The organism is Bradyrhizobium sp. 1 (assembly GCF_023073315.1).
Lineage (GTDB): Bacteria > Pseudomonadota > Alphaproteobacteria > Rhizobiales > Xanthobacteraceae > Bradyrhizobium.
This window is the reverse complement of sequence record NZ_JADPJH010000011.1, coordinates 655,853-677,047: the sequence shown is the minus strand read 5'-3', so window position 1 is coordinate 677,047 and position 21,195 is coordinate 655,853. Positions and strand designations below refer to the sequence as shown.

Genomic DNA, 21,195 nt, shown 5'->3' with positions numbered 1-21,195 from the left:
GACATCAAGGACAGTCTTGCTGACCTATACCTTTACAGACTTTACAAAATTACATCTATTACATGTTCTTATGTTACATGACATCACCATTCGAATACAAGGCCTCTGTACGAACTTCCTGTTCTCGCGTTTAGCTCGTGACACGCATTTCGCGATGCACTGTCAAAAATGTCGATGACAAGGCCCAACCGCCTTGTCATCAGCGAAAAGGATCGAGCACATGAATTACCAGCCCCGTGGCATCAACACCCTCCAGGGTCCGGCGTCGTACCAGAGCGAGGTCGACGCGGCCCAGGCGCTCCTCGAGACGCAGCCGACCTGGAACGGGGTGTCGGCCGAGGCCGTCGCGCGGATGCGCCTGCAGAACCGCTTCAAGACCGGCCTCGACATTGCCCGCTACACCGCGGCGCTGATGCGTGCCGACATGGCGGCCTATGATGCCGATCCCACCAAGTACACGCAGTCACTGGGCTGCTGGCACGGCTTCATCGCCCAGCAGAAGCTGATCTCGGTCAAGAAGCATTTCGGCGGCAAGACCGATCGCCGCTACCTCTATTTGTCCGGCTGGATGATCGCTGCGCTGCGCTCCGAGTTCGGCCCGCTGCCCGACCAGTCCATGCACGAGAAGACCTCGGTGCCGGCGCTGATCGAAGAGCTCTACACCTTCCTGCGTCAGGCCGACTCGCGCGAGATGAACGACATCTTCCGCAACCTCGACAAGGCGCGCAAGGAAGGCGACAAGACCCGCGAGAAGGAATTGATCGAGAAGATCGACAACTTCCAGACCCACGTCGTGCCTGTCATCGCCGACATCGACGCCGGCTTCGGCAACGCCGAGGCGACCTATCTGCTCGCCAAGAAGATGATCGAAGCGGGCGCCTGCGCGCTCCAGATCGAGAACCAGGTCTCGGACGAGAAGCAGTGCGGGCATCAGGACGGCAAGGTGACCGTGCCGCATGAGGTCTTCCTCGCGAAGATCCGCGCCTGCCGCCACGCCTTTCTCGAACTCGGCATCGAAGACGGAATCGTCGTGACCCGCACCGACTCGCTCGGCGCCGGCCTGACGCAGCAGATCGCCGTCAGCCACAAGCCCGGTGACATCGGCGACCTCTACAACAGCTTCCTCGATTGCGAGGAAATCACGCCGGAGAACGCCCGCAACGGCGACGTCATCATCAACCGCAACGGCAAGATGATGCGTCCGAAGCGCCTGCCCAGCAATCTCTATCAGTTCCGTCCCGGCACTGGCGAAGACCGCTGCGTGCTCGACAGCATCACCTCGCTCCAGAACGGCGCGGACCTGCTGTGGATCGAAACCGAGAAGCCGCATATCGAGCAGATCGCCAAGATGGTCGACCGCATCCGCAAGGTCGTCCCGAACGCCAAGCTCGCCTACAACAACTCGCCGTCGTTCAACTGGACCCTCAACTTCCGTTGGCAGGTCTACGACGCGATGAAGGAAGCCGGCAAGGACGTCAGCAAGTACAACCGTGCCGACCTGATGAAGCAGGAATACGACGAGACGCCGCTGGCGATCGAAGCCGACGAGCGCATCCGGACCTTCCAGGCGGATTCAGCCAAGCGCGCCGGCATCTTCCACCACCTGATCACGTTGCCGACCTATCACACGGCCGCGCTCTCGACCGACAATCTCGCGAAGGAGTATTTCGGCGAGCAGGGCATGCTTGGCTACGTGAAGAACGTCCAGCGCGCCGAGATCCGCCAGGGCATCGCCTGCGCCAAGCATCAGAACATGGCCGGCTCCGACATCGGCGACGAGCACAAGGAATACTTCGCGGGCGAGGCAGCCCTGAAGGCGGGCGGCGCCCACAACACGATGAACCAGTTCGGCTAACGCAGTTCGACAGGAGACTGACAATGACCAACAGCAATTTCTGGGTGATCGGCGGCGAGTTCGGCTCGATGAACTTCCACAAGCTCGTGGAAGGCTCGGCCCAGGTGCAGGGTCCGTTCAAGACCCGCAAGGAAGCCGAGGATGCCTGGCGCTCGGTCTCGGAAGAGAACCGCCACAAGGCCGGCGTCCGCTTCTCCATCGTGGAAGAGCCGTCGCGCGTCTCGGCCTGACGGCTGTCTGACAGCTTAAGAAGACGTCCAAGGACGGAGGGTCCCATCCGGCGCAAGCCGGGTGGGATCGTCTGTTTTTGGCACAGGTCAATGGCCTGTGGGCGCTGTAAGTATCTGGAATTGTAGGCCCTTTGCGGAGGTGTTGGTTGCTGATAGGTTAATTTCAGGGAATTGAGGACGAGGCCGACAATGTCAGAGCCCGAGACCAGCGGGATTAATCCCAGCCAGCCGCGCCCGGTGCGGCTGCGCGATGCGCTGTTGCGCGCCCGGATCGAGGCCGCCGACCGGACCGGCGTCGTCGTCGATTTGCGCGACGCCGAGGTGGCGCGGCTGGAAATCCTCAACGACGCGCTCGATCCGCTGTTTGCCCAGGTGCCCGACCAGATCGACCTGTTCGACCGCGGCATCAGCCAGGGCGATACGCCGAGGCTCTGGATCGATGTCGTCGCGCACATCATGATGGGGCGCGACAAGCGGCAGTACCGCTTCGTCCAGGATACCCGCTTCGGCCGCATCGTGCTCGCCGAGTCGCACGACACGACGGTGATCGTCGAGGCCGTGACCGACTATGTCGCGCGCCGCATGATCGAGCGCGAGCATGCGATGGTGCTGCCATCAGAACCGAAGCCCGAGATCGCGCCGCCGCCGCGTCGCTCGCGGATATGGCCGTTCGTGTTCGGCTTTGTGCTGGGTGCGGCGGCGTTGTTCGGCCTTGCCGTGCTTGCGGCCTTGCGGAGCTGGTGACGGTTTTCCCGTCGTCATTGCAAGGAGCCCTTGCGACGAAGCAATCCAGACTGTCTCCGCGGAGGGATTCTGGATTGCTTCGCTTCGCTCGCAATGACGGCAGAATCAAATCAACCTCGCATGCTTGATCTGCCCGATCCGAAACCTTGCCCCAAGACTCCGCACCGTCTGCTCGCAACGCCAGCCGGCATTGTCCTTCTCGATCGTGAACAGATTATACGCCGCCGCCGGGGTGCGCCCGTGCGCGATCGCGGATGCGGACGGCACGCCGATCGCGGGAATGTTGCCGTTGGGGCCCTCGAACCACATCGTCGAATGAATGTGATCGTGCCCGTGCAGGATCAGCTCGACGCCGTGGCGCTTCAAGAGCGCCAGCAATTCGGCAGAGTCAGTCATCCGCTTCTGCCACGCGGCGGACTTCAGCGGATGATGCACCAGCAGCACGCGAAAAACGTCCTCGGCGGCGAGCCGTTCGAGGACTTGTTCGATTGCCGCGAGCTGATTGCGTCCGAGCGTGCCGGTCGCCATCAGCGGCAAGGTCGGCACCGCCGTGGACAGGCTGATCAGCGCCAGTGGCCCGCGCCGGCGCACGGCGGGAAAGCCGATGCGGCCGTCGTCGCCCGCAAGATAGGGCGCAAAGGTCTCGCCGAAACGATGCGCGGTGGCGCGGACATAGGCGTCGTGATTGCCGGGAATCGTGGTGACGCGGTCGGGCGGACCGACGCCGTCGAGCCACGCGCGGGCGGGAGCGAACTCGGCTTCCATCGCGAGGTTGACGAGATCGCCTGTCACCGCGATGTGGTCTGGGCCTTGCGCCTTCACGTCGGCAACGAGTGCGTCGAGCACCTCGCGGCGCTGGTACTTGTGGCGGTTGCGCGTCCAGTTGACATAGCCGAGCGCGCGCTTGCCCGCGAGCTCGATCAGCCGCGGTTTTGGCAAAGGCGGCAGATGCGGGTCGGACAGATGGGCGAGCGTGAAGGGGGCCAGCGTGTTGTGAGTCATGACGCGCGATTGCCTCGCTATTGCTCTGCTGTAATGGCAAGGTCGCGAGGACTGTGCAAGCCAAGCCTAAAGAGGGACCTCAAGGGAGACTGATGGGGGAGCGCCTGAACCGCATCCGACGGAAATTCGAGCCGCTGCTGCGGCGGATCTTCCACGCCTATTTCCTGGTGACGCGCGGTATGACCCTCGGCGTCCGCGCCGTCGTGCTGGATTCCGAGAACAGGGTGTTCCTGGTCAGGCACAGCTACGTCATCGGCTGGTATCTGCCCGGCGGCGGCGTCGATCTCGGCGAGACCATGGAGCAGGCGATGCGGCGCGAGCTCAAGGAGGAGGGGGACATCGACCTCACCGGCGAGGCCGTGTTGCACGGCCTCTTCCTCAACAGCCACGTTTCCCGCCGCGATCACGTCGCGGTCTACGTCGTCAGGCAGTTCAAACAGGATCGGCTGCCTGAGCCGAACCGCGAGATCGTCGAATGCGGCTTCTTCGCCACCAATGCGTTGCCCGAGGGCACCACGCGCGGCACGCGGCTGCGGATCGCGGAAGTACTCGATGGCAAGCCCGTGATCGCGACGTGGCGTTGAGAGTCAGCCGCCGGGCTCGCTGCTTTCCTTCGCCTTCAGCTCCAGCGCCAGCAGGCTCTGCTCCTGGATCAGCGCACAGTTCTGCCGCTCCAGCCGGTGCAGCCGCGCCGTCATGTTGTGCATGAAGGCGAACACCACCAGGAACAGTGCACCGAACATCACGACGAATGGAAACGCGACGCCGGTCAGGTGGCTGACGAGATAGGCGAGCCTCGGAAACAGCGTGAAGCCCGCGGGGATGATCGCCACCATCGACAGCATCAGGAAATCATAGAGATCGAATTTCCCCTGCAACGTCTTCTTCAGCAGTACCAGCATGTAGATCAGCGCGAAGGCGGAGATGACGACGACCGTCTCTGGACTCGGAATGACATTCGTCACGGCCGCCTCCTCAAAATGTTCGACGAGATGACGAGATCGCCCGGCGTCATCGCGGCCTCACCAGACGTGCGAGCAGGATGTAGCCGAGCACGCGGACCATGTAGCTCGCCGATTTCAGTCCATCGATCGAACTGACGCCGGTCTCCCGCGCCCGCATCTCGACCGGGACCTCGCTCACCGTGAGACCTGCGCGCATCGCCCAAGCCAGCGAGATCGGCTCCGGAAAATCCGTCGGGTACACTTTGGCGAAGAAGGCGATGGCGGAGCGATCGAGCAGCCGCATGCCGCTGGTCGGATCGGTGATGCGGCCGCCGCTGAAAAGACTGTTGAGCGCAAGCACGATCAGCCTGATGCCGGCGCGCCGCATCCGCGTCGAGCAGAAGCCTTCATGCTCGATGAAGCGGCTTCCGATGGTGATGTTGGCGGGCTGCTTGCGATAGGCGTTCAGCAGCGTCTCGACGGCCCGCGGATCATGCTGTCCGTCGCCATCGATCTGGACGCAGAAATCGAAGTTTTGGCGGGCCGCGTATTTGATGCCGGTCTGCACGGCACCGCCGATGCCGAGATTTTGCGCGAGGCGCGCGACGGGCGAGCGGCAGCTTGCCACCTCGGACGTCGCGTCCGACGAGCCGTCGTCGACGACCAGGGTGTGGTAGTGGCAGCCGGTCGCCGCGATCTCGCTCAGGACGCCGCCGATCGAGGCCTCCTCGTTGAAGCAGGGGATGACGAGCAGGATCCGCGGCGCAGCAGCCTGTGCAGCAGCGACACCGCTGCCGCACGTGTCGGTCAAACCCATGCCCAAACCCATGCCCAAGCCCAAGCCCATGCCCATGTCGGCCACGTCCGCCTCACCTCCAAAATCCCCACCTTGCTATACTTGCCGGTGCTTTTCCTGTACAGGCGGCGGGCCATTTCCAAGCGACGCCGTCCCGCCCGGCACAGATCCATGAGAGCTTTTAAGGTCCTTTTTTCAATTGTATTTCTGGCAATTCTGGCCAGCAATATTCGCCTCGTCTCGCACTGGAGCGAGAGCCGCGGCGTCTATGACGACATCTGCTATCTCAGGCAGGCGCACCTGTTCCAGCGCTTCGGATGGCACGGCCTCGACACCAGCCTCGCCCATGAAACCGACGGCTATCTCGCCGCCAAGTTGCGGAGTATCGATTTTCCGAACTGGAACGAGCCGACGCGGGCGCCTTGCCACACCGAGATCGCCGACGGCAGCAAATGGGTGATGACGCCGCCGCCCGGCACCGGCTTCGTGCTGGCACTGTTCCCCGAAGGTTTCCAGGTCATTCCGCTCTATGCGCTGGCGAATGTGATCATCGCCGGCTTTGCGCTTTACGGTCTGTGGCGGGCGCGGGAGGCCGGGTCCTTGACGCTTGCCGCACTGTTCGGCGCGCTCTCGATCATCTTCATGATCAATCCGGCCAAGGCGAGCTATTCGATTGCGCCGACCATGGTCGTCTGCGTGTTGGCGGGTCTGGTCACCGCAAGACTATTCGTCGATGAAGGCCGGCGTCGGCTGCTGATGGTCGCGGCCGTCGGCATTCTGCTCGGCCTGTCCGCGAGCTTTCGGATCGCCAACGTCGTGCTTTCGGCCGGCTATTTCCTGTTCTTCGGATTGTCGTTCCTGATCTGGCGCACCCGCGAGACCTTCGTGTCGGGCCTTGTGCTGGGCCTCGCATTCCTCGCCGGACTCTTGCCGGTGCTGGCGGCGAACCTGGTCAATTCGGGCCATCCGCTGGTCTCGGCCTATGGCGGCCAGGACACGGCCGCACCACAGCTCGATCCCGAGGTCCTGCGGGCCTATCTCCGCGACACCCAGTTCCCGTTGATGGTGATTGCCTGCGTCTGGACCGCACTCTTGTGGCGTTTCGCGAACCATGCCGGTGTCAGGCAGCTCACACTGCTGGTCGGCGCCAATCTCGCGCTGAATCTGGCGTTCTTCGCCACGCATCCGGTGTTCACACCGTATTACATCATTCCGGTCCTGATGCTCTCGCTCTGGACCCTGCTGTTCGCGGCGGTTTTCACCCGCGGCCCGGCACGGGGTTCGATTGCGCTCGAGCCCGGTGGACCACAGCCGCCCGAGATGTTATCCCGCATCTCGCATTGACGCGTTTTCTTGACGCGAACCGGGGCCCACTTCGCTCGAAAACGCTGTGCTGACATGACCGATCTCTCACTGACCATCCTTCCCGAAGCTGCCGGCGACGCCCAGGCGATCGAACGCCTGCACGAACGCACTTTCGGCCCCGGCCGCTTCGTGCTCAGTGCCTACCGGATCCGCGAGCATGTCGACCATCTGCTCGACCTCTCCTTCACCGCCCGCATCGGCACGCTGCTGGTCGGCTCGGTCAGGCAATTGCCGATCCTGGTCGGCGACACCAAGGCCCTGCTGCTCGGGCCGCTCACCGTCGAGCCGCCGTTCCGCGCCCGCGGCATCGGCCGGCTCCTGATGGAGCGCGCGCTGAAGGACGCCAGGGAAAAAGGTCACCGCCTGATCCTGCTGGTCGGCGACGAGCCCTATTACAGCCGCGTCGGCTTCAAGCAGGTGCCCAAGGGCCGCGTCACCATGCCGGGTCCGGTCGATGCCGCACGCGTCCTGGTGTTCGAGCTCGTCGACGGCGCCTTCGAGGGCGTGTCGGGCGTCGTCGGTCCGGACTGGAGCAAGGCGCGGGTCGGGTAGGGCGTAGCACGCTCTCATACGGAGTCTCGACGATGCAGGTGCGTCCCGCTGATCCCGCTGAGATCGATCATCTCGCGCAGTTGTGGCACGACGCCTGGCATGGGTCGCATGCGCATCTCGCGCCGCCGGAGCTCGTCCGCCTCCGCACGCTCCAGAGCTTTCGCGACCGGCTCGCGGTCAAGCTTCCCGATGTCTGCGTCGTCGGCCCCGCCGGTGCGCCGCTCGGATTATGTGCCCTCAAGGGTGACGAATTGAACCAGCTGTTCGTGGCGCCCGAGGCGCACGGATCGGGTGTGGCCGCGGCGCTGATCGCTGATGCGGAGGCACGGCTTGCCGCGCGCGGTGTGGAGCTGGCGTGGCTCGCATGCGCAGTCGGCAACATGCGCGCCGCGCGGTTCTACGAGAAAAGCGGCTGGCGCAACGCCGGCACCTTCGTGATGTTGTCGGAGACGTCGAACGGGCCTTTCCCCGTGGACCAATGGCGTTTCGAAAAGCGGCTCGCGCGCCCCTAGCCCGGATTTCTCTTCGCTCCATCCGCGCTACGAAGCCGTGAATTGGCAGCACCGCGGTTGCGCCTCATCCTCCGTCATTGCGAACGCAGCGACTTGTCCGCCGAAGCCTTCGAAGGCGGAAGCAATCCAGAATCTTTCCCCGGAAGCAGCCTGGATTGCTTCGTCGCAAGGGCTCCTCGCAATGACGGTGTGTGTCGGGGCCCGCAGGCCCCGACTGACGTCGATCAGAACTTGAAGTTCGCAAACGCCCTGACGCCGATGCCGGGCATCAGCACCTCGTCCTTGTTGTAGGACACCGAGTTGCGGATATTCTCGTTGAGCAAATTGTTGCCGACGAGACCGACCAGCATCTCGCGCGCGCCGAATGCATTCGGGTTGAGCTTGGTCTTGTAGCTGACCTCGGCCTTCAGCAGATTGTAGCCTGCCGTCGGCGTCTCCGCGATCACGGCGACGTTGTTCTGCGCGAAGGCGTGCAACAGGTTGATGCGGGCGAGCCAGTTGTCGTCGCGCCAGAACACGCCGCCGCCCACCCGCACCGGCGGAATGCGCGGCACGTTGGTGCCGTCGGTGAAGGTGGCGCGGACCACGTCGAACTGGTTTTCGATGCCCCAGATGCCGCCCTGGAATGCGCCGACATCCAGCTGCGACTGGAATTCGCCGCCGCGGAAGTTGGCATTCCGCTGCGAATAGACCGCCTGGTTCAGCTCGGCGCCGGGCGCGCCGCATGAGGCAAAATCACCGTCGCACATCACGCCGGTGAGGCGGCGATAGATGAAATTGTCGAAGTGCGTGTAATAGGCGGTCGCCTCGAAACGAAATGGCCCGGTCGCCTTGCGCACGCCGAGCTCGACCGACTTCGCGGTCTCGATGGTGAGGTTGGGATTGCCGATGTCGAAGGTGGTCGTCGCGTCATGACCGCCGCGGGAAAACAGCTCGGCCGCCTTCGGCGCGCGCTCGACATATTGTGCGGTGATGCTGCCGACCATGCCGCCCGGCAGGTCCTGCAACAGGCCGATGCTGCCGCTCTTCGGCGTGAAGGACGGATTGCGGACGATGCTTGTCTGCGGCGTCCCGTCAGGCAGGAAGTCTGCCGGGAAATCGGGCGTGGACCCGTGCAGCTCGACATGTTCGATCCGGCCTGCGATCTGCGCCCTGGTCTGTTCGCTGAACTTGAACTCGTTGAAGACGTAACCCGCGACGCGGTAGTTTCGGTTCGGGTCCCACAGCCCGTTGAACAGCGCGCCCGGATCATCCGGGCTTGGCGCCGTCAGTTCCTGGTGACCGGCCTGGAAGCCGAACGCGGTCGTCACCTCGGCAAAGCGGGCGTTGAACGGCATCAGCTGCGTCTCGATGCGGATCTCCTGCTCCTTGTTGGTGAAGGTCTGCCGCACGCCGTCGGTGTTGGGATCGGCCGGATCGGCAAGCCCGATCTCGTTGTGCCGGTAGTCGGTCGCGCCGGCCCAGAAGCGGAAGGCGTCGATTGCGGCCGCGTCGGGACGGTACTCGCCCTTGACCGTGATCTTGGTCTGGTGGCCGTCGATGCGGGTGTTGTGGTCGGCGCCATCGATGCCGGGGATGTGGTACAGCGCATCGTTCTGCGTGATCGCCGCGCCGATATAGCCGCCCTGAAAGAAATAGGAGCCGCCGATCGAGGCGCCGTCCGAGCGCGTTGCCGAGTTCGGCTGGCGGCCGTTGGCGACGGATCGCGTCTGGTCGTTCAGATAGGGATAGCTCGGAATGCTGTAGTCCGTGGTGTTGCGGCCATAGACGTCGGCGTGGAACGCAAAATTGCCGCCGCCGGTATCGAGCAGCACGCCGCTTTCGACACCGCGATCGACCGAGCTGAACGCGCTCCGCGTCTCGGCGGTGACGCAAGGCGATGTCGCCGCCGCGGCGAGCGGGGCCTTGGTCGGCATGCCCCAGGTCTGGAACGACGGAGCGCAAGCGGGCAGCGCGTCCGGAATCCGGTTGTTGGTGGCGCTGACGACGCCGCCGATCGAGGTCGAGCCGTAGCGTAGCGCGGCCGGCCCGCGCACCACCTCGATCTGGTTGGCCGCGAGCGGATCGATCGGAACGAAGTGATCCTCACCGAGGTCGGAGGCGCCGTTGGCATTGGTGCCGTTCTCGAAGATGCCGACGCGGTTGACGTCGAGGCCCCGGATGATCGGCCGGCTGGAGGCGCCGGGCGCGAAGCTCGAGCCGGTGATGCCGGGCTTGGAGAACAGGAGATCGCCGAGCTGACCGCCGCCCTCGCGGCGGATCTCCTCGTTCGGCACCACGGTGACCGTGGCGAACTGGTTGGTGACGATGGGCAACACGCCCTGCTGGGGCGCGGCGGCGGGTGCCGCCGCCGCTGGCGCTGCTTCCGCCGCGCGTTGCTGGCTGCGCACGCGTGCGGTTCGCGTGGTGCGGACCGGGCTGCGGGTCGGCACCACCGCTCTGCGCACGATCGGGCTCGGGGCCGTCACGGTGACGGACGGGATTTCGCTGGACGATTTGTCCTGTGCAGGCTGTTGTGAAGGTTCTCGTGCAGGTTCTTGGGCCAGCGCGGATGTGGCGGCGGCGCCGAGCAGGAGCAGGCTGGCTCCGGCAAGATGCTGCACGCGTCGCAATTTAAATGACATGGTCCTGATTCCAGCCAGGCGCCGTCCGGAAGATTTCTTTGATGATCGGAGGCGGCCTGCCGTCGCAGCGCGACGGAATTCGACTTCAACGGCTCCCGGGCATGCATGCCCAGGTGTGATCAAGCGTTGGAGGTCAGGACGCGGGAGGGGCGCGGGGCTGGAATCCCGTGCCGGCCGATTTCAGGTGAGCGAATTCGGCATCGGTGGTGCGATAGAGCAGTTCGACCGCTTGCGGCAGCTGCAGCAGAGGCGGCGTCGCCGATACGACGGTGCCGGCCATCGCGACCACGGCGCAGATCGCGCAATTGTCGTCGCCCGGCTGCTCGCGGTCGGGGCCCGCGGGCGATTGCTTCTCGACCGAAGCTGATGGCTGGAGTGAGGCTTGGGCAAGCGACGTCGCCTGGGCGAACCAATGGCTATGGCCGAAGGTCAGCGCGAGCTGCACCAGCATCGCGAACAACGCGAGCCGGGTGCCGTGCCTGATATTCGACCGGAACCACTTCATCTGGAAACGCCACCCCACATCGCGAGGCGCCGATCCCCTCGGCCTCCTGCGATGTTATAATGTAACATCGCAGGATCGATCAGCTGATGTCAACGGCGCTGAGAGGATCTCGCGCGGGTGGTCGCGCGATGTGGCGTTCGGGCAACTACAGCATGATCCGGAAAAATGCGCAGCGATTTTCCGAAAACAATCAGCGCCCTTCGCGCACCCACGTCGCCGCAAACGCGCCGAGCAGCAGCAACAGCCCGATCAGGCCGGCGAAGATCGGCAGCACGCCGACGCCCTTCACCACGCTGGCGTCACGCATCCGTACGCCCATCCAGCCGTCGCCGGCGAAGGTGCTCACTGAGCGCACCGGCACGATGCGCGGCAGCTCGACGTTCGTGCCGTCGACCACACGCACGGCATTGCCGCCGGTCGCCTGCGTCAGCGGCTTCAGGGTTTCGGTGGTGGAGGTGACTTCCGAAAATTCCCTCGGATTGGTCGGGCCGACATTGATCAGCGCCTTCAGCGTGCCGTCGGTGGCAGCCCACAGGCCGAGCTCGCTGGCCGGCAGGCTGGCGCGCCACTCGCCGGGATCGCCGGCGCTGAGCGTCAGATCGCGCGACACGCCCGACGGGGAGGTGACGCTCACCGGCTGCACGCTGTCCGCCATGGTCTGGCGCACCACCACGAGATCCTTGCCCTGCACCTGGAGGCGCAGTGCTTCTTCGTCGAGATCCGGCTGCTTCATCAGCCAGTGCGACATCCGCCTGAGCAGATCGAGATGCGGGCCGCCGCCTTCATAGCCGCGCGCCCACAGCCAGATGTGGTCGGACAGCAGCAGCGCGACGCGGCCTTCGCCGAAGCGAGAAAGGAACAGCAGCGGCTTGCCATCCAGGCCCGTCATCACAGGCGGGTTGACCGAATTGCGGGTGTCGACGGTGCGGAAGAAACGGCTCCAGTGCGGCGGCTCGCTTGCCGAGCCTTCCAGCCCGCGCGTGACGGGGTGACGTTTGCCGACGTCGGACAGATGCGCATAGAACGGCTTCTCGCTCACGCCGACCGGCTCTGCCGGCAGCACCGAGTCGAGCGGCGTGCGCCAGATGCTGGTGTTGGAGGCATAGTCGGGGCCGGCCGAGACCAGCACCGCGCCGCCCGCGCGGACATAGCGCGCGATGTTGTCGAAATAGGCGATCGGCAGCACGCCCTGGCGGGCATAGCGGTCGAAGATGATCAGCTGGAATTCGTTGATCTTCTGCTGGAACAGCTCGCGGGTCGGAAACGCGATCAGCGACAATTCGTTGATCGGCGTGCCGTCCTGCTTCTCCGGCGGACGCAGGATGGTGAAGTGCACGAGATCGACGCTGGCATCGGACTTCAGCAGGTTGCGCCAGGTGCGCTCGCCGGAATGCGGCTCGCCCGACACCAGCAGCACGCGCAGCTTGTCGCGCACGCCGTCGATGGCGACGACGGCGCGGTTGTTGACCGGCGTCAGCTCTCGCTCGAGCGGCGAGGCCTCGATCTCGACGATGTTGGGGCCGGCATGCTTGATGTCGACGTCGACGCTGGCGGTCTGGCCGCTCGAGAGCGTGCGCTCGTTGATCGGCTCGCCGTCGCGGCGAACCGTGACCTTGGCGCGCTCGTTGCTGACGCCCTGGTCGTCGAGGCGGAATGTGATGGTCTGGCTCTGCCCGACGATGCCGAAGCGCGGCGCCGCCGTGACCGCGATGCGGCGGTCGCGCTCGTCCTTCTGCCCGGTGATCAGCGCGTGCACCGGCGCCTGGAAGCCGAGCGCGGCGGCGTTGGCGGGAATGTCGTGGACGCGGCCGTCGGTGATCAGGAACGCGCCGGCGACGCGGTCGACCGGAACGTCCGCCAAGGCCGAGGCGAGCGCGCCGAACAGTTTTGTGCCATCGGTCTCGCCGTCGGCCTGTGCGGCGTCGACGACGCGGACCTCCAGGCCCTTGATCTTCTTCAGGCCGTCGACCAGCGCTTCCTGCGCCTGGGCTGCCTCACGGGTGCGGTTGCCGAAATTCTGGCTCGGGCTCTTGTCGACGACCACAGCCGCGACCGAGGTGAGGGGATCGCGGTCCTCGCGGGTGAAGGAGGGATTGGCGAGCGCGAGCAAAAACAGCACCAGCGCCGCCACGCGCACCGCCGCTCCGCGCGCCCGCGCCAGCAGCAGCACGATCGCGATGACGACGATCGCGGCGAGCGCGATCCACAGCACGATCGCGGGAACAAGCGGCGTGAACGCGATGCCGTAATTCATATTGATCCTATTGCCCCAACCGTTCGATCAGGGCTGGTGCGTGCACCTGGTCGGCCTTGTAGTTGCCGGTCAGCGTGTACATGACGATGTTGGCGCCGGCGCGGTAGGCGAATTCGCGCTGGCGGTTGTCGCCGCCGGTCACCGGCAGCATGTACTGGCCGTCGGGGCGCACGGCCCAGGCGCCGGCAAGATCGTTCGAGGTGATGATGATCGGCGAGACGCCGTCGCCGCCGCGCGCCGGCCGCTGTGCGCTCTCGTCGTCGTCCTCGCGCGGCAGGGTCTCGACCCAGGTCTGGCCGGTGTTGAAGCGACCGGGGAAGTCGCGCAGCAAATAGAAGGTCTTGGTCAGCACGTGCTCGCGCGGCACCGGCTCGAGCTCGGGCACGTCGAGCGAGGACAGGATCTCGCGCAAGGTCCGCATGGCCGGCGTCTGCGAGGCGCCATTGTCGCCGGGCGGCGCTTCGACCGCGTCACGGGTATCGAACAGCACGGTGCCGCCCTGCTTCATATAGGCGTCGATCTTGTCGATGGCGTCCTTCGGCGGTTTGGGCGCGCCGGGCACGATCGGCCAGTAGATCAGCGGGAAGAAGGCGAGCTCGTCGCGCGCGGGATCGATGCCGACGGGATCGCCGGCCTCGAGCGCGGTGCGCTGCGCCAGGAACAGCGTCAGTCCGGAGAGGCCGGCCTTGACGATGGAATCGACGTCGGAATTGCCGGTGACGACATAAGCGAGGCGGGTCTGCGACGTCGCCTTCATCGCGAACTCGTCCGCAGCGCTGTCCGCGTAGGACGGCGCGGGCGAGAGCGACACGAGGCCTGCGAGCGCGAGGGCGAAGATCATCATTGCGGTCGCGGCGCGGCGGCGCAGCAGCGCGGCGAGGCCGCCGCCGAGCAGCGCGACGATGATGGCGTCGATCAGGAACAGCGCCAGCGCGGTCGACAGCAGCCAGCCGCGCAAGTCGCGGGGCTCGGCATTGGTGTAGGTGGCGTGCCGCGCGCGCAGGCTCGATGTGTTCAGGGCTGCGATGCGGTCGGCGGCGGAAAGCGTGTTCACGGCGAGCGGTCCTTCTGCCGGACCATAGAAGCCGGGCGGGTGATCAGGCGTGGCGCGGTCGCGGTAATCCGCGGGCAGCGGCTTGGCGGTCGCCGGCGGCGGACCGAAGGCGCCAAAACCGTCGAGGATGTGCAGCGGCGCCACCGTTTCAGTGGTCGCCTCGCTGGCGACCCCGGCGCCGGGCTTGGCGGTGTAGCCGGACATGTCGACGACCCTGCGCAGCATTTCGACGAAGATGCCGGACATCGGCAGATCCGACCAGCGCATGTCGGCGCTGACATGGAACAGGCTGACGACACCCTTGCCGCGATGCTCGCCGGTCACCAGAGGCGTGCCGTCTTCCAGCGAGGCCCAGCTCTTGGTGGCGAGCACCGCGTCGGGCTCGGCGAGAACCTGACGGTTCACGGTGACGTCCTTGGGGACCACGACGCCGGCAAACGGACCGTCGGCGGCGAAAGAGGCGAGGTGCTGCGGCTTCTCCCAGGTCAGGCTGCCGCCGAGCGTGCGGCCGCCCTTGCGCAGCTTGACCGGCACCAGATCGTCTTCGGCCTGCGCCAGCCGGGGCCCTGCGAACCGCACCAGCACGCCGCCCTGGTCGATCCAGGCGTTGAGACGCTCGCGGATCTCGGGCGCGATCGTGCCGACATCGGCGAGGATGATCATCGGCAGCTTCTGGTCCAGAAACTGCGTGATGCCCTGCTGCGGCGAGCCCTTGTCGGCGAGACGCACGTCGGCGAACGGCGCCAGCGCGCGGGTGAGGTAGAAGGTCGGCGCCAGCAGCGGCTGCGCGGTCTCGCTGGTCGCGCCCGAGACGATGCCGATGGCGCGGCGGCGCCAGCGCTTGTCGAGCAGCTGCACCGCGCCGGCGGAGCGTTCGCCTGATATCTCGAGCCGCGAGATGTCGTTGCGCAGCTCGACCGGCAGGTCGAACGATGCGTCGGTTTCCTTGTCCTGCGGACCAAACGAATAACGCGCTTCGCCGATCGGCGATGCCTTCTGGTCCAGCGCGCGCACCGTGCCGACCGCGATGCCGCCATCGGTGCGCAGCACCTTCACCGTCATCTTGGCAGCGGCGTTCTCGGCCGCGACCAGTGCCAGCGGCGAGGAGGTGCCGCCTTCGAAGATGGTCAGGCTGCGATCGCCGATGGTCTTGCCGAGGCCTTGCACGAAGTCCTCGCCGCGGCCGGTATCGACGCCATCCGACAGCCAGGCGATCTCGCAATCGCCGGTCGCCTTGAGGAAGCGATCGACCGCAGCGAGCGTGTCGACGCGATCGATCGAAGTGGGCTTTGGCGTGATCTGCCGCAGCGCGACGCGCGCCGCACCCGCCGGCATCAGGGTGATGTCGCGGTTCGGCTCGGACAGCGGCACCAGCGCAATCGCACGGCGGTCGTTGTCGGCATTCGCGATCAACTCGTCGGCGGCCCGGATCCTGACATCCCAGTTCGATGCGGCGCTCCAGCCGTCGTCGAGCATGATCATCAGCGGCGCCTTGCTGCCGGCCGCGCCGACCTGCGGATTCCAGATCGGGCCCGCGGCGGCAAAGATCACCAGCGCTGCGGCTAGCAGGCGTAGCGCGGTCAGCCACCACGGCGTCCGCGACGGGGTCTCTTCCCGTGGCACGATGTCGAACAAGAGACGCGTCGGCGGAAACTCGATGCGGCGCGGCCGCGGCGGCATCACGCGCAAGAGCCACCACAGCACCGGCAGGCTGATGAGCCCGATCAGGAGCAGCGGTTCGGTGAAGGCGAGCGGCAATCCCATCATGCGGCCGGCCCTGCCTTGACGGTCGAGGTGCGCGCGCCCGACTTGCTCACCTGCATGCCGGCATGCAGATACAGCAAGAGCTCGGCGGCGGAGCGGTCGGTCGCGTGCGTCGTGAACAGCCAGTCGAGCTTTGATGTCTCGGCGCGGATCTGGTCGCGGTGCAGCGCGAGCCGCGCGGTGTAGTCCTGCGCCCAGCTCTCGGCGCGGCCGGCGGTGATCACGCCAAAACCTTCGGGCTCGACGAACTCGACGCGGCCGGAATAGGGGAAAGATTCTTCGGCGGGATCGACCACCTGCACCATCGTGCCATGCGCGCCGGAGCCGGAGAGGCCTGCGAGTGTGGTTTTGATCTCTGCGATCGGCGACCAGAAATCCGACAGCACGATGATCTCGGCGAGCGCGGAAGGCACGAAGGACGGCGGCAGGCTCAGCCGGTCGGCACCGTCATGCAGCATCGCCTGCGCCATCTTGTCGATGACGCTGCGGCTCGCGGTCGGCGCCATCAGGCCGGGAATGCCGACGCGTTCGCCGCCCGAGACCAGCAGCTCGGCCAGCGCAAAGGCGACGATCAGCGTGCGCTCCAATTTGGATTCACGCGCGGTCTTCGAGGCGAACGCCATCGAGGGCGAGCGGTCGGGCCAGATCCAGACCGTGTGCGAGGCTTCCCATTCGAGCTCGCGGACATAGAGATGATCGTCACGCGCCGAGCGGCGCCAGTCGACCCTCTGGGCCGGCTCACCGGAGACGAAACGGCGGTACTGCCAGAAATTCTCGCCGGAGCCGGCGCGGCGGCGGCCGTGCAGACCGTGGATGACGTTGGCGGCGATGCGGCGGGCCTCGAGCACCAGGCGCGGCAAGGAAGCTGCGAGCGTGCGGCTTTCGCCATCGGCACGTCGGATCGCGATGATTTCCTTCGCTGGGTGCCCGTTCTCCGCCGCCATCAACCGATCCGCGTTTTCAACTGCCGGATCACGTCCGGAATGGTGCGGCCTTCGGCGCGCGCCTGGAACGTCAGCGCCATGCGGTGCTTGAGCACGGGCTCGGCGAGGTCGAGCACGTCGTCGATCGAGGGCGCGAGGCGTCCGTCGATCAGCGCGCGGGCGCGCACGGCGAGCATCAAGGATTGGCTGGCGCGCGGGCCGGGGCCCCAGGCGATGAACTTGCCGGTCTCGCCGCTGTCGGGACCCGGGCGGGCCGAGCGCACCAGCGACAGGATCGCCTCCACCACGGAATCGCCGACCGGCAGGCGGCGGACCAGCCGCTGCGCGGTGATCAGCGCATCCGCGGTCATCGCGCCCCGCGCCAGCGTCTCGTCGGCGCCGGTGGTCTCGAACAGGATGCGGCGCTCGGCGTCGCGATCGGGATAGTCGACGTCGATCTCCATCAGGAAGCGGTCGAGCTGGGCTTCGGGCAGCGGATAGGTGCCTTCCTGCTCCAGCGGATTTTGCGTCGCGAGCACGTGGAACGGCTTTGGCAGATCGTGACGCGCGCCAGCGACCGTGATGTGCTGCTCCTGCATTGCTTGCAGCAGCGCCGATTGCGTGCGTGGGCTGGCGCGGTTGATCTCGTCGGCCATCAGCAACTGTGCGAACACCGGGCCCGCGATGAAGCGGAAGGCGCGCTTGCCGGCGGTGCTCTCGTCGAGCACTTCGGCGCCGAGAATGTCGGACGGCATCAGATCGGGCGTGAACTGGATGCGCTTGGCATCGAGACCGAGCGTGACGCCGAGCGTCTCGACCAGTTTGGTCTTGGCCAGACCAGGCACGCCGATCAGCAGCGCGTGTCCGCCGGAGAGGATCGTGACCAGCGTGTTCTCGATCACGCGGTCCTGACCGAAGATGACGGAGCCGATCGCCTCTTTCGCCGCGCGAATCTGGCCCGACACCTGCTCGGCCGAACGGACGATCCCGTCTTCGAGTTTCTCGACACTCTCCGCCATTCGTCAGCTCCTTAAGAGTCCGCCACGCGGCTCGCTTGCGTCGTCAGATCATCACAAGTCAATCACACGGACCCTATGCTAGACTTGCAGGAAGGCCATGTATTCGTTGAATTAACCTATCCCCACCTTATCGGCTTAGGGGTATGTAGGGCATCACGAAGTGGCGAACTCCACACCGGACTAATCCGGGGGATGGAACCGCGCAACGATTTACAACGTAGACGTACAAATCAGACCTGCACCAATCGTGCCAAATGACAAAGTCAGGGCAAACCATGGCGAACCAAGGGCAGAGCGCCGAACGCGGTCTTGAGGGGCTGACTGCCGCCGCCAAAAGTGCTGCCAATACCGAAGGCGCCAAAAAGGGCCTGCCTCCGGTGCATCTGTGGAATCCGCCGTTTTGCGGCGATCTCGACATCCGAATCGCCAGTGACGGTACTTGGTTCTACATGGGCACGCCAATCGGCCGGCCCGCTTTGGTTCGCCTGTTCTCGACAGTTCTGAAGCGCGAGGGCGACAAGCATTTCCTGGTCACGCCGGTTGAGAAGGTCGGCATTCGCGTCGACGACGCGCCGTTCATGGCGGTCGAGATGCTGAAGGAGGGCGAGGACAACCATCGCGTGCTGAGCTTCCGCACCAATGTCGACGACTGGGTGACCTGCGATGCCGCGCACCGGCTGCGTTTCGAGCAGGCGGCGGATGGCGGATTGACGCCATATCTGCATGTCCGCGCCGATCTCTGGGCGAAGGTCACCCGCGCGCTCTATTACGATCTTGTTGACATGGGTGAGGAGCGGATGGTCGATGGCCAGCCGATGTTCGGCGTCGAATCGGCCGGCGAATTCTTCGCCATGGCCGATGCGGAGCAGGTGAGGGCCGCGCTTTGAACAAGCCTATCTTGAGGAGCGAGCCCGTCGCGATCGGAGCTGCGGATTTTTTCGTGCGCTCCAGGGCCAAGCTTGATTTCGACGTGCCGCCCGGTCTGTTCGATCCGAACATCGTCCCCGCCTCGGGCGATCCCGGCACCGACAAGATGCTCGAGATCGTCGCGCGCGAGCAGCCGGTAAGGCCGGCCGCGGTGCTGATCGCGGTGGTCGACCGTCCCGAGCCGACCATTTTGCTGACGCAGCGCTCGGCGCATCTCAACGACCATGCCGGCCAGATCGCTTTTCCCGGCGGCAAGATCGACGCGACCGATTCCTCCCCGCTCGATGCGGCGCTGCGCGAGGCCGAGGAGGAGGTCGGGCTGTCCAGGGACTTCGTCGAGCCGATCGGCTATCTCGATCTCTACGGCACGGCGTTCGGCTTCCGCATCCTGCCGACGGTCGCCAAGGTCCGGCCCGGCTTCGCGCTCACCATCAACCATTCCGAGGTTGATGATGCCTTCGAGGTGCCGCTATCCTTCCTGATGAACCCGGCGAACCACCAGCTGCACAGCAAGGAATTCCGCGGCATGGAGCGCTTCTACTACGCGATGCCGTTCGCGGAACGCTACATCTGGGGTGCGACGGCCGGAATGCTGCGTGTGCTGTATGAGCGGATCTATTCATCATGATCCGGCCGGTCCTGACCGAGATCGGAATTTTCCTCGTCCCCTTTGCCGTCTATGCGCTGTTCCTGGCCGCCACGCGGTCCGGCCTGTTCGTGCAAACGTCCTGGCCGATCACCATCGTCGCGCGCCTTGCGCTGGCGGCGCTCGTGCTTGTCATCGCGGGGCTGATCGGGTTCGCGCATTTCTCCGGCGCCGCCCCGGATTCGACCTACGTTCCCGCCCACATCGAGAACGGCAAGCTCGTGCCGGGCGTGGAAAAATAGGGGCTGGACGATGAGCGCGGAGCCGATCCTTGCGCCGATACTCGCCGATGCGCCCTGGCTGACTGCAGGCGGCACCGCGCGCGTATTGGCGCTGCTCAACGCCAATGGCGAGGAAGCGCGAGTCGTGGGCGGTGCCGTCCGCAATGCGCTGCTCGGTCTCGTGCCCGGCGATATCGACATCGCGACCACGGCGCGGCCGGAGGAGGTGATCCGGCGCGCCAAGGCTGCCGGCATCAAGAGCGTGCCGACCGGTATCGATCACGGCACGATCACACTCGTGATCGACAGCCTGCCTTACGAAGTCACGACGTTGCGCGAGGATACCGAGACCTTCGGCCGCAAGGCCAAGGTCGCGTTCGGCCGCGACTGGGTGAAGGACGCCGAGCGGCGCGACTTCACCATGAACGGCCTGTCGGTCGATGCTGCCGGGATCGTCTACGACTATGTCGGCGGCATCGCGGATGCCAAGGCGCGCCGCGTGCGCTTCATCGGCGATCCCGATCAGCGCATCGCCGAGGATTATTTGCGCATCCTGCGCTTCTTCCGCATCCACGCCGCCTTCGGTGCCGGCGATCCCGATCGCGACGGCTCTCTCGCCTGCATCCGGGGACGCGCGGGCCTGGCGAACCTGTCGGCCGAGCGGGTGCGCATGGAGATGCTGAAGCTGCTGGTGGCCGGCGGCGCATCCGCAGCCGCATCAGTGATGGCCGATGGCGGATTGCTGCAGGCGCTGATCGGCGGCGTTGGCTATATCGGGCCGCTGGAATCGATGATCGCGATCGAGCGCGAGCTCGGCCTACCTTCGAGCAGCACGCGGCGCCTCGCAGCCCTGACGGTCGCCGTGACCGAAGATGCCAAGCGCCTCACCACGCGCCTGCGGCTGTCCAATGTCGAAGCCAAGGCGCTGGATTCGATGGGGCATCGCTGGTGGCGCTTCGCCGCCAAGGACGAGGCCAGCGCGCGGCGGCTGCTCTACCGGCTCGGCGCCGAGCGCTATCACGATCGCGTGTTGCTCGGCTGGGCGCGCGCCGGCGGCGACGTGCATTCGTCGCATTGGCGCGCACTCGCACAGCTGCCGCAGCGCTGGACGGCGCCGAAATTTCCGCTTCGTGCTGCCGACTTCATCGCGCGCGGAATGGCGGAAGGGCCTGCGCTCGGACATGTGTTGACACTCGCCGAGGACGCTTGGCTTGCCGCGGATTTTCCACTAGAGGAAGCCGCACTTGCTTCCATTGCA

Annotated in this window: 20 protein-coding genes; 11 read left to right on the top strand and 9 right to left on the bottom strand. The window is 65.7% G+C overall.

Annotated elements, in window-relative coordinates:
- The first annotated feature begins 220 nt into the window (after positions 1–220).
- The 3 genes from IVB29_RS08520 (at position 221) to IVB29_RS08510 (ending at position 2,829) form a co-directional block, all read left to right on the top strand.
- Complete coding sequence (locus IVB29_RS08520; protein WP_247502942.1) at positions 221–1,855, top strand: isocitrate lyase; 1,635 nt, start codon at positions 221–223, stop codon at positions 1,853–1,855.
- Between the two features lie 23 nt (positions 1,856–1,878).
- Positions 1,879–2,085, top strand: a complete 207-nt coding sequence (locus tag IVB29_RS08515; RefSeq protein WP_007595122.1) for a hypothetical protein — start codon at positions 1,879–1,881, stop codon at positions 2,083–2,085.
- Between the two features lie 189 nt (positions 2,086–2,274).
- Positions 2,275–2,829 carry a hypothetical protein gene (locus IVB29_RS08510; RefSeq protein WP_247502941.1) on the top strand — a complete coding sequence of 185 codons (555 nt, stop codon included), beginning with the start codon at positions 2,275–2,277 and terminating at the stop codon, positions 2,827–2,829.
- Positions 2,830–2,934: 105 nt separating this feature from the next.
- On the opposite strand, the gene IVB29_RS08505 is transcribed toward IVB29_RS08510, so the two are convergent.
- Complete coding sequence (locus IVB29_RS08505; protein WP_247502972.1) at positions 2,935–3,816, bottom strand: metallophosphoesterase; 882 nt, start codon at positions 3,814–3,816, stop codon at positions 2,935–2,937.
- Between the two features lie 107 nt (positions 3,817–3,923).
- Here IVB29_RS08505 and IVB29_RS08500 point away from each other — a divergent pair, with 107 nt between their 5' ends.
- On the top strand, positions 3,924–4,415 hold the full coding sequence (locus IVB29_RS08500) for an NUDIX domain-containing protein (protein WP_247502940.1): 492 nt from the start codon (positions 3,924–3,926) through the stop codon (positions 4,413–4,415).
- A gap of 3 nt (positions 4,416–4,418) precedes the next feature.
- Here the strand turns inward: IVB29_RS08500 and IVB29_RS08495 are convergent, their stop codons facing one another.
- Positions 4,419–4,796 carry a DUF2304 domain-containing protein gene (locus IVB29_RS08495; protein ID WP_247502939.1) on the bottom strand — a complete coding sequence of 126 codons (378 nt, stop codon included), beginning with the start codon at positions 4,794–4,796 and terminating at the stop codon, positions 4,419–4,421.
- A gap of 46 nt (positions 4,797–4,842) precedes the next feature.
- A complete protein-coding gene (locus tag IVB29_RS08490; RefSeq protein ID WP_247502938.1) occupies positions 4,843–5,592 on the bottom strand; it encodes a glycosyltransferase family 2 protein in 750 nt (249 codons plus the stop codon).
- A 150-nt stretch (positions 5,593–5,742) separates the two neighbouring features.
- On the opposite strand from IVB29_RS08490, the gene IVB29_RS08485 reads away from it, so the two are divergent.
- Genes IVB29_RS08485 through IVB29_RS08475 form a run of 3 tightly spaced genes read left to right on the top strand, consistent with a single transcriptional unit; the run spans position 5,743 to position 8,000 of the window.
- Positions 5,743–6,915 (top strand): hypothetical protein, encoded by a 1,173-nt coding sequence (locus IVB29_RS08485; protein ID WP_247502937.1) that lies wholly within the window; start codon positions 5,743–5,745, stop codon positions 6,913–6,915.
- A 54-nt stretch (positions 6,916–6,969) separates the two neighbouring features.
- Positions 6,970–7,488, top strand: a complete 519-nt coding sequence (locus IVB29_RS08480; protein WP_247502936.1) for an N-acetyltransferase — start codon at positions 6,970–6,972, stop codon at positions 7,486–7,488.
- A 32-nt stretch (positions 7,489–7,520) separates the two neighbouring features.
- Complete coding sequence (locus IVB29_RS08475) at positions 7,521–8,000, top strand: GNAT family N-acetyltransferase (RefSeq protein ID WP_247502935.1); 480 nt, start codon at positions 7,521–7,523, stop codon at positions 7,998–8,000.
- Positions 8,001–8,224: 224 nt separating this feature from the next.
- On the opposite strand, the gene IVB29_RS08470 is transcribed toward IVB29_RS08475, so the two are convergent.
- The 6 genes from IVB29_RS08470 to IVB29_RS08445 form a co-directional block, all read right to left on the bottom strand.
- Positions 8,225–10,624, bottom strand: coding sequence for a TonB-dependent receptor (locus IVB29_RS08470; RefSeq protein WP_247502934.1), 2,400 nt, complete (start codon positions 10,622–10,624; stop codon positions 8,225–8,227).
- 133 nt (positions 10,625–10,757) lie between these two features.
- Positions 10,758–11,129: a DUF2946 domain-containing protein gene (locus IVB29_RS08465; RefSeq protein WP_247502933.1), complete on the bottom strand. Its 372-nt coding sequence runs from the start codon at positions 11,127–11,129 to the stop codon at positions 10,758–10,760.
- 190 nt (positions 11,130–11,319) lie between these two features.
- Complete coding sequence (locus IVB29_RS08460) at positions 11,320–13,383, bottom strand: hypothetical protein (RefSeq protein ID WP_247502932.1); 2,064 nt, start codon at positions 13,381–13,383, stop codon at positions 11,320–11,322.
- 7 nt (positions 13,384–13,390) lie between these two features.
- Entirely contained in the window at positions 13,391–16,204 is a 2,814-nt protein-coding gene (locus IVB29_RS08455; protein WP_247502931.1) for a DUF4159 domain-containing protein, read from the bottom strand.
- Positions 16,201–17,145: a DUF58 domain-containing protein gene (locus IVB29_RS08450; RefSeq protein WP_247502930.1), complete on the bottom strand. Its 945-nt coding sequence runs from the start codon at positions 17,143–17,145 to the stop codon at positions 16,201–16,203. The genes IVB29_RS08455 and IVB29_RS08450 overlap by 4 nt, the downstream gene beginning before the upstream one ends.
- Positions 17,145–18,143 (bottom strand): MoxR family ATPase, encoded by a 999-nt coding sequence (locus tag IVB29_RS08445; RefSeq protein WP_247502929.1) that lies wholly within the window; start codon positions 18,141–18,143, stop codon positions 17,145–17,147. Before IVB29_RS08445 ends, IVB29_RS08450 begins: the two co-directional genes overlap by 1 nt.
- Positions 18,144–18,418: 275 nt before the next feature.
- Between IVB29_RS08445 and IVB29_RS08440 the strand changes: the two genes are divergently transcribed.
- The 4 genes from IVB29_RS08440 to IVB29_RS08425 form a co-directional block, all read left to right on the top strand.
- Positions 18,419–19,030, top strand: coding sequence for a DUF1285 domain-containing protein (locus tag IVB29_RS08440; protein WP_247502928.1), 612 nt, complete (start codon positions 18,419–18,421; stop codon positions 19,028–19,030).
- The gene (locus IVB29_RS08435; protein ID WP_247502927.1) at positions 19,027–19,698 is read left to right on the top strand and encodes a CoA pyrophosphatase; all 672 of its coding nucleotides are present in this window, start codon (positions 19,027–19,029) and stop codon (positions 19,696–19,698) included. The genes IVB29_RS08440 and IVB29_RS08435 overlap by 4 nt, the downstream gene beginning before the upstream one ends.
- Positions 19,695–19,958 carry a DUF6111 family protein gene (locus tag IVB29_RS08430; protein WP_247502926.1) on the top strand — a complete coding sequence of 88 codons (264 nt, stop codon included), beginning with the start codon at positions 19,695–19,697 and terminating at the stop codon, positions 19,956–19,958. The genes IVB29_RS08435 and IVB29_RS08430 overlap by 4 nt, the downstream gene beginning before the upstream one ends.
- A 10-nt stretch (positions 19,959–19,968) precedes the next feature.
- The coding region (locus IVB29_RS08425) for a CCA tRNA nucleotidyltransferase (RefSeq protein ID WP_247502925.1) at positions 19,969–21,195 on the top strand (1,227 nt) is incomplete at its 3' end.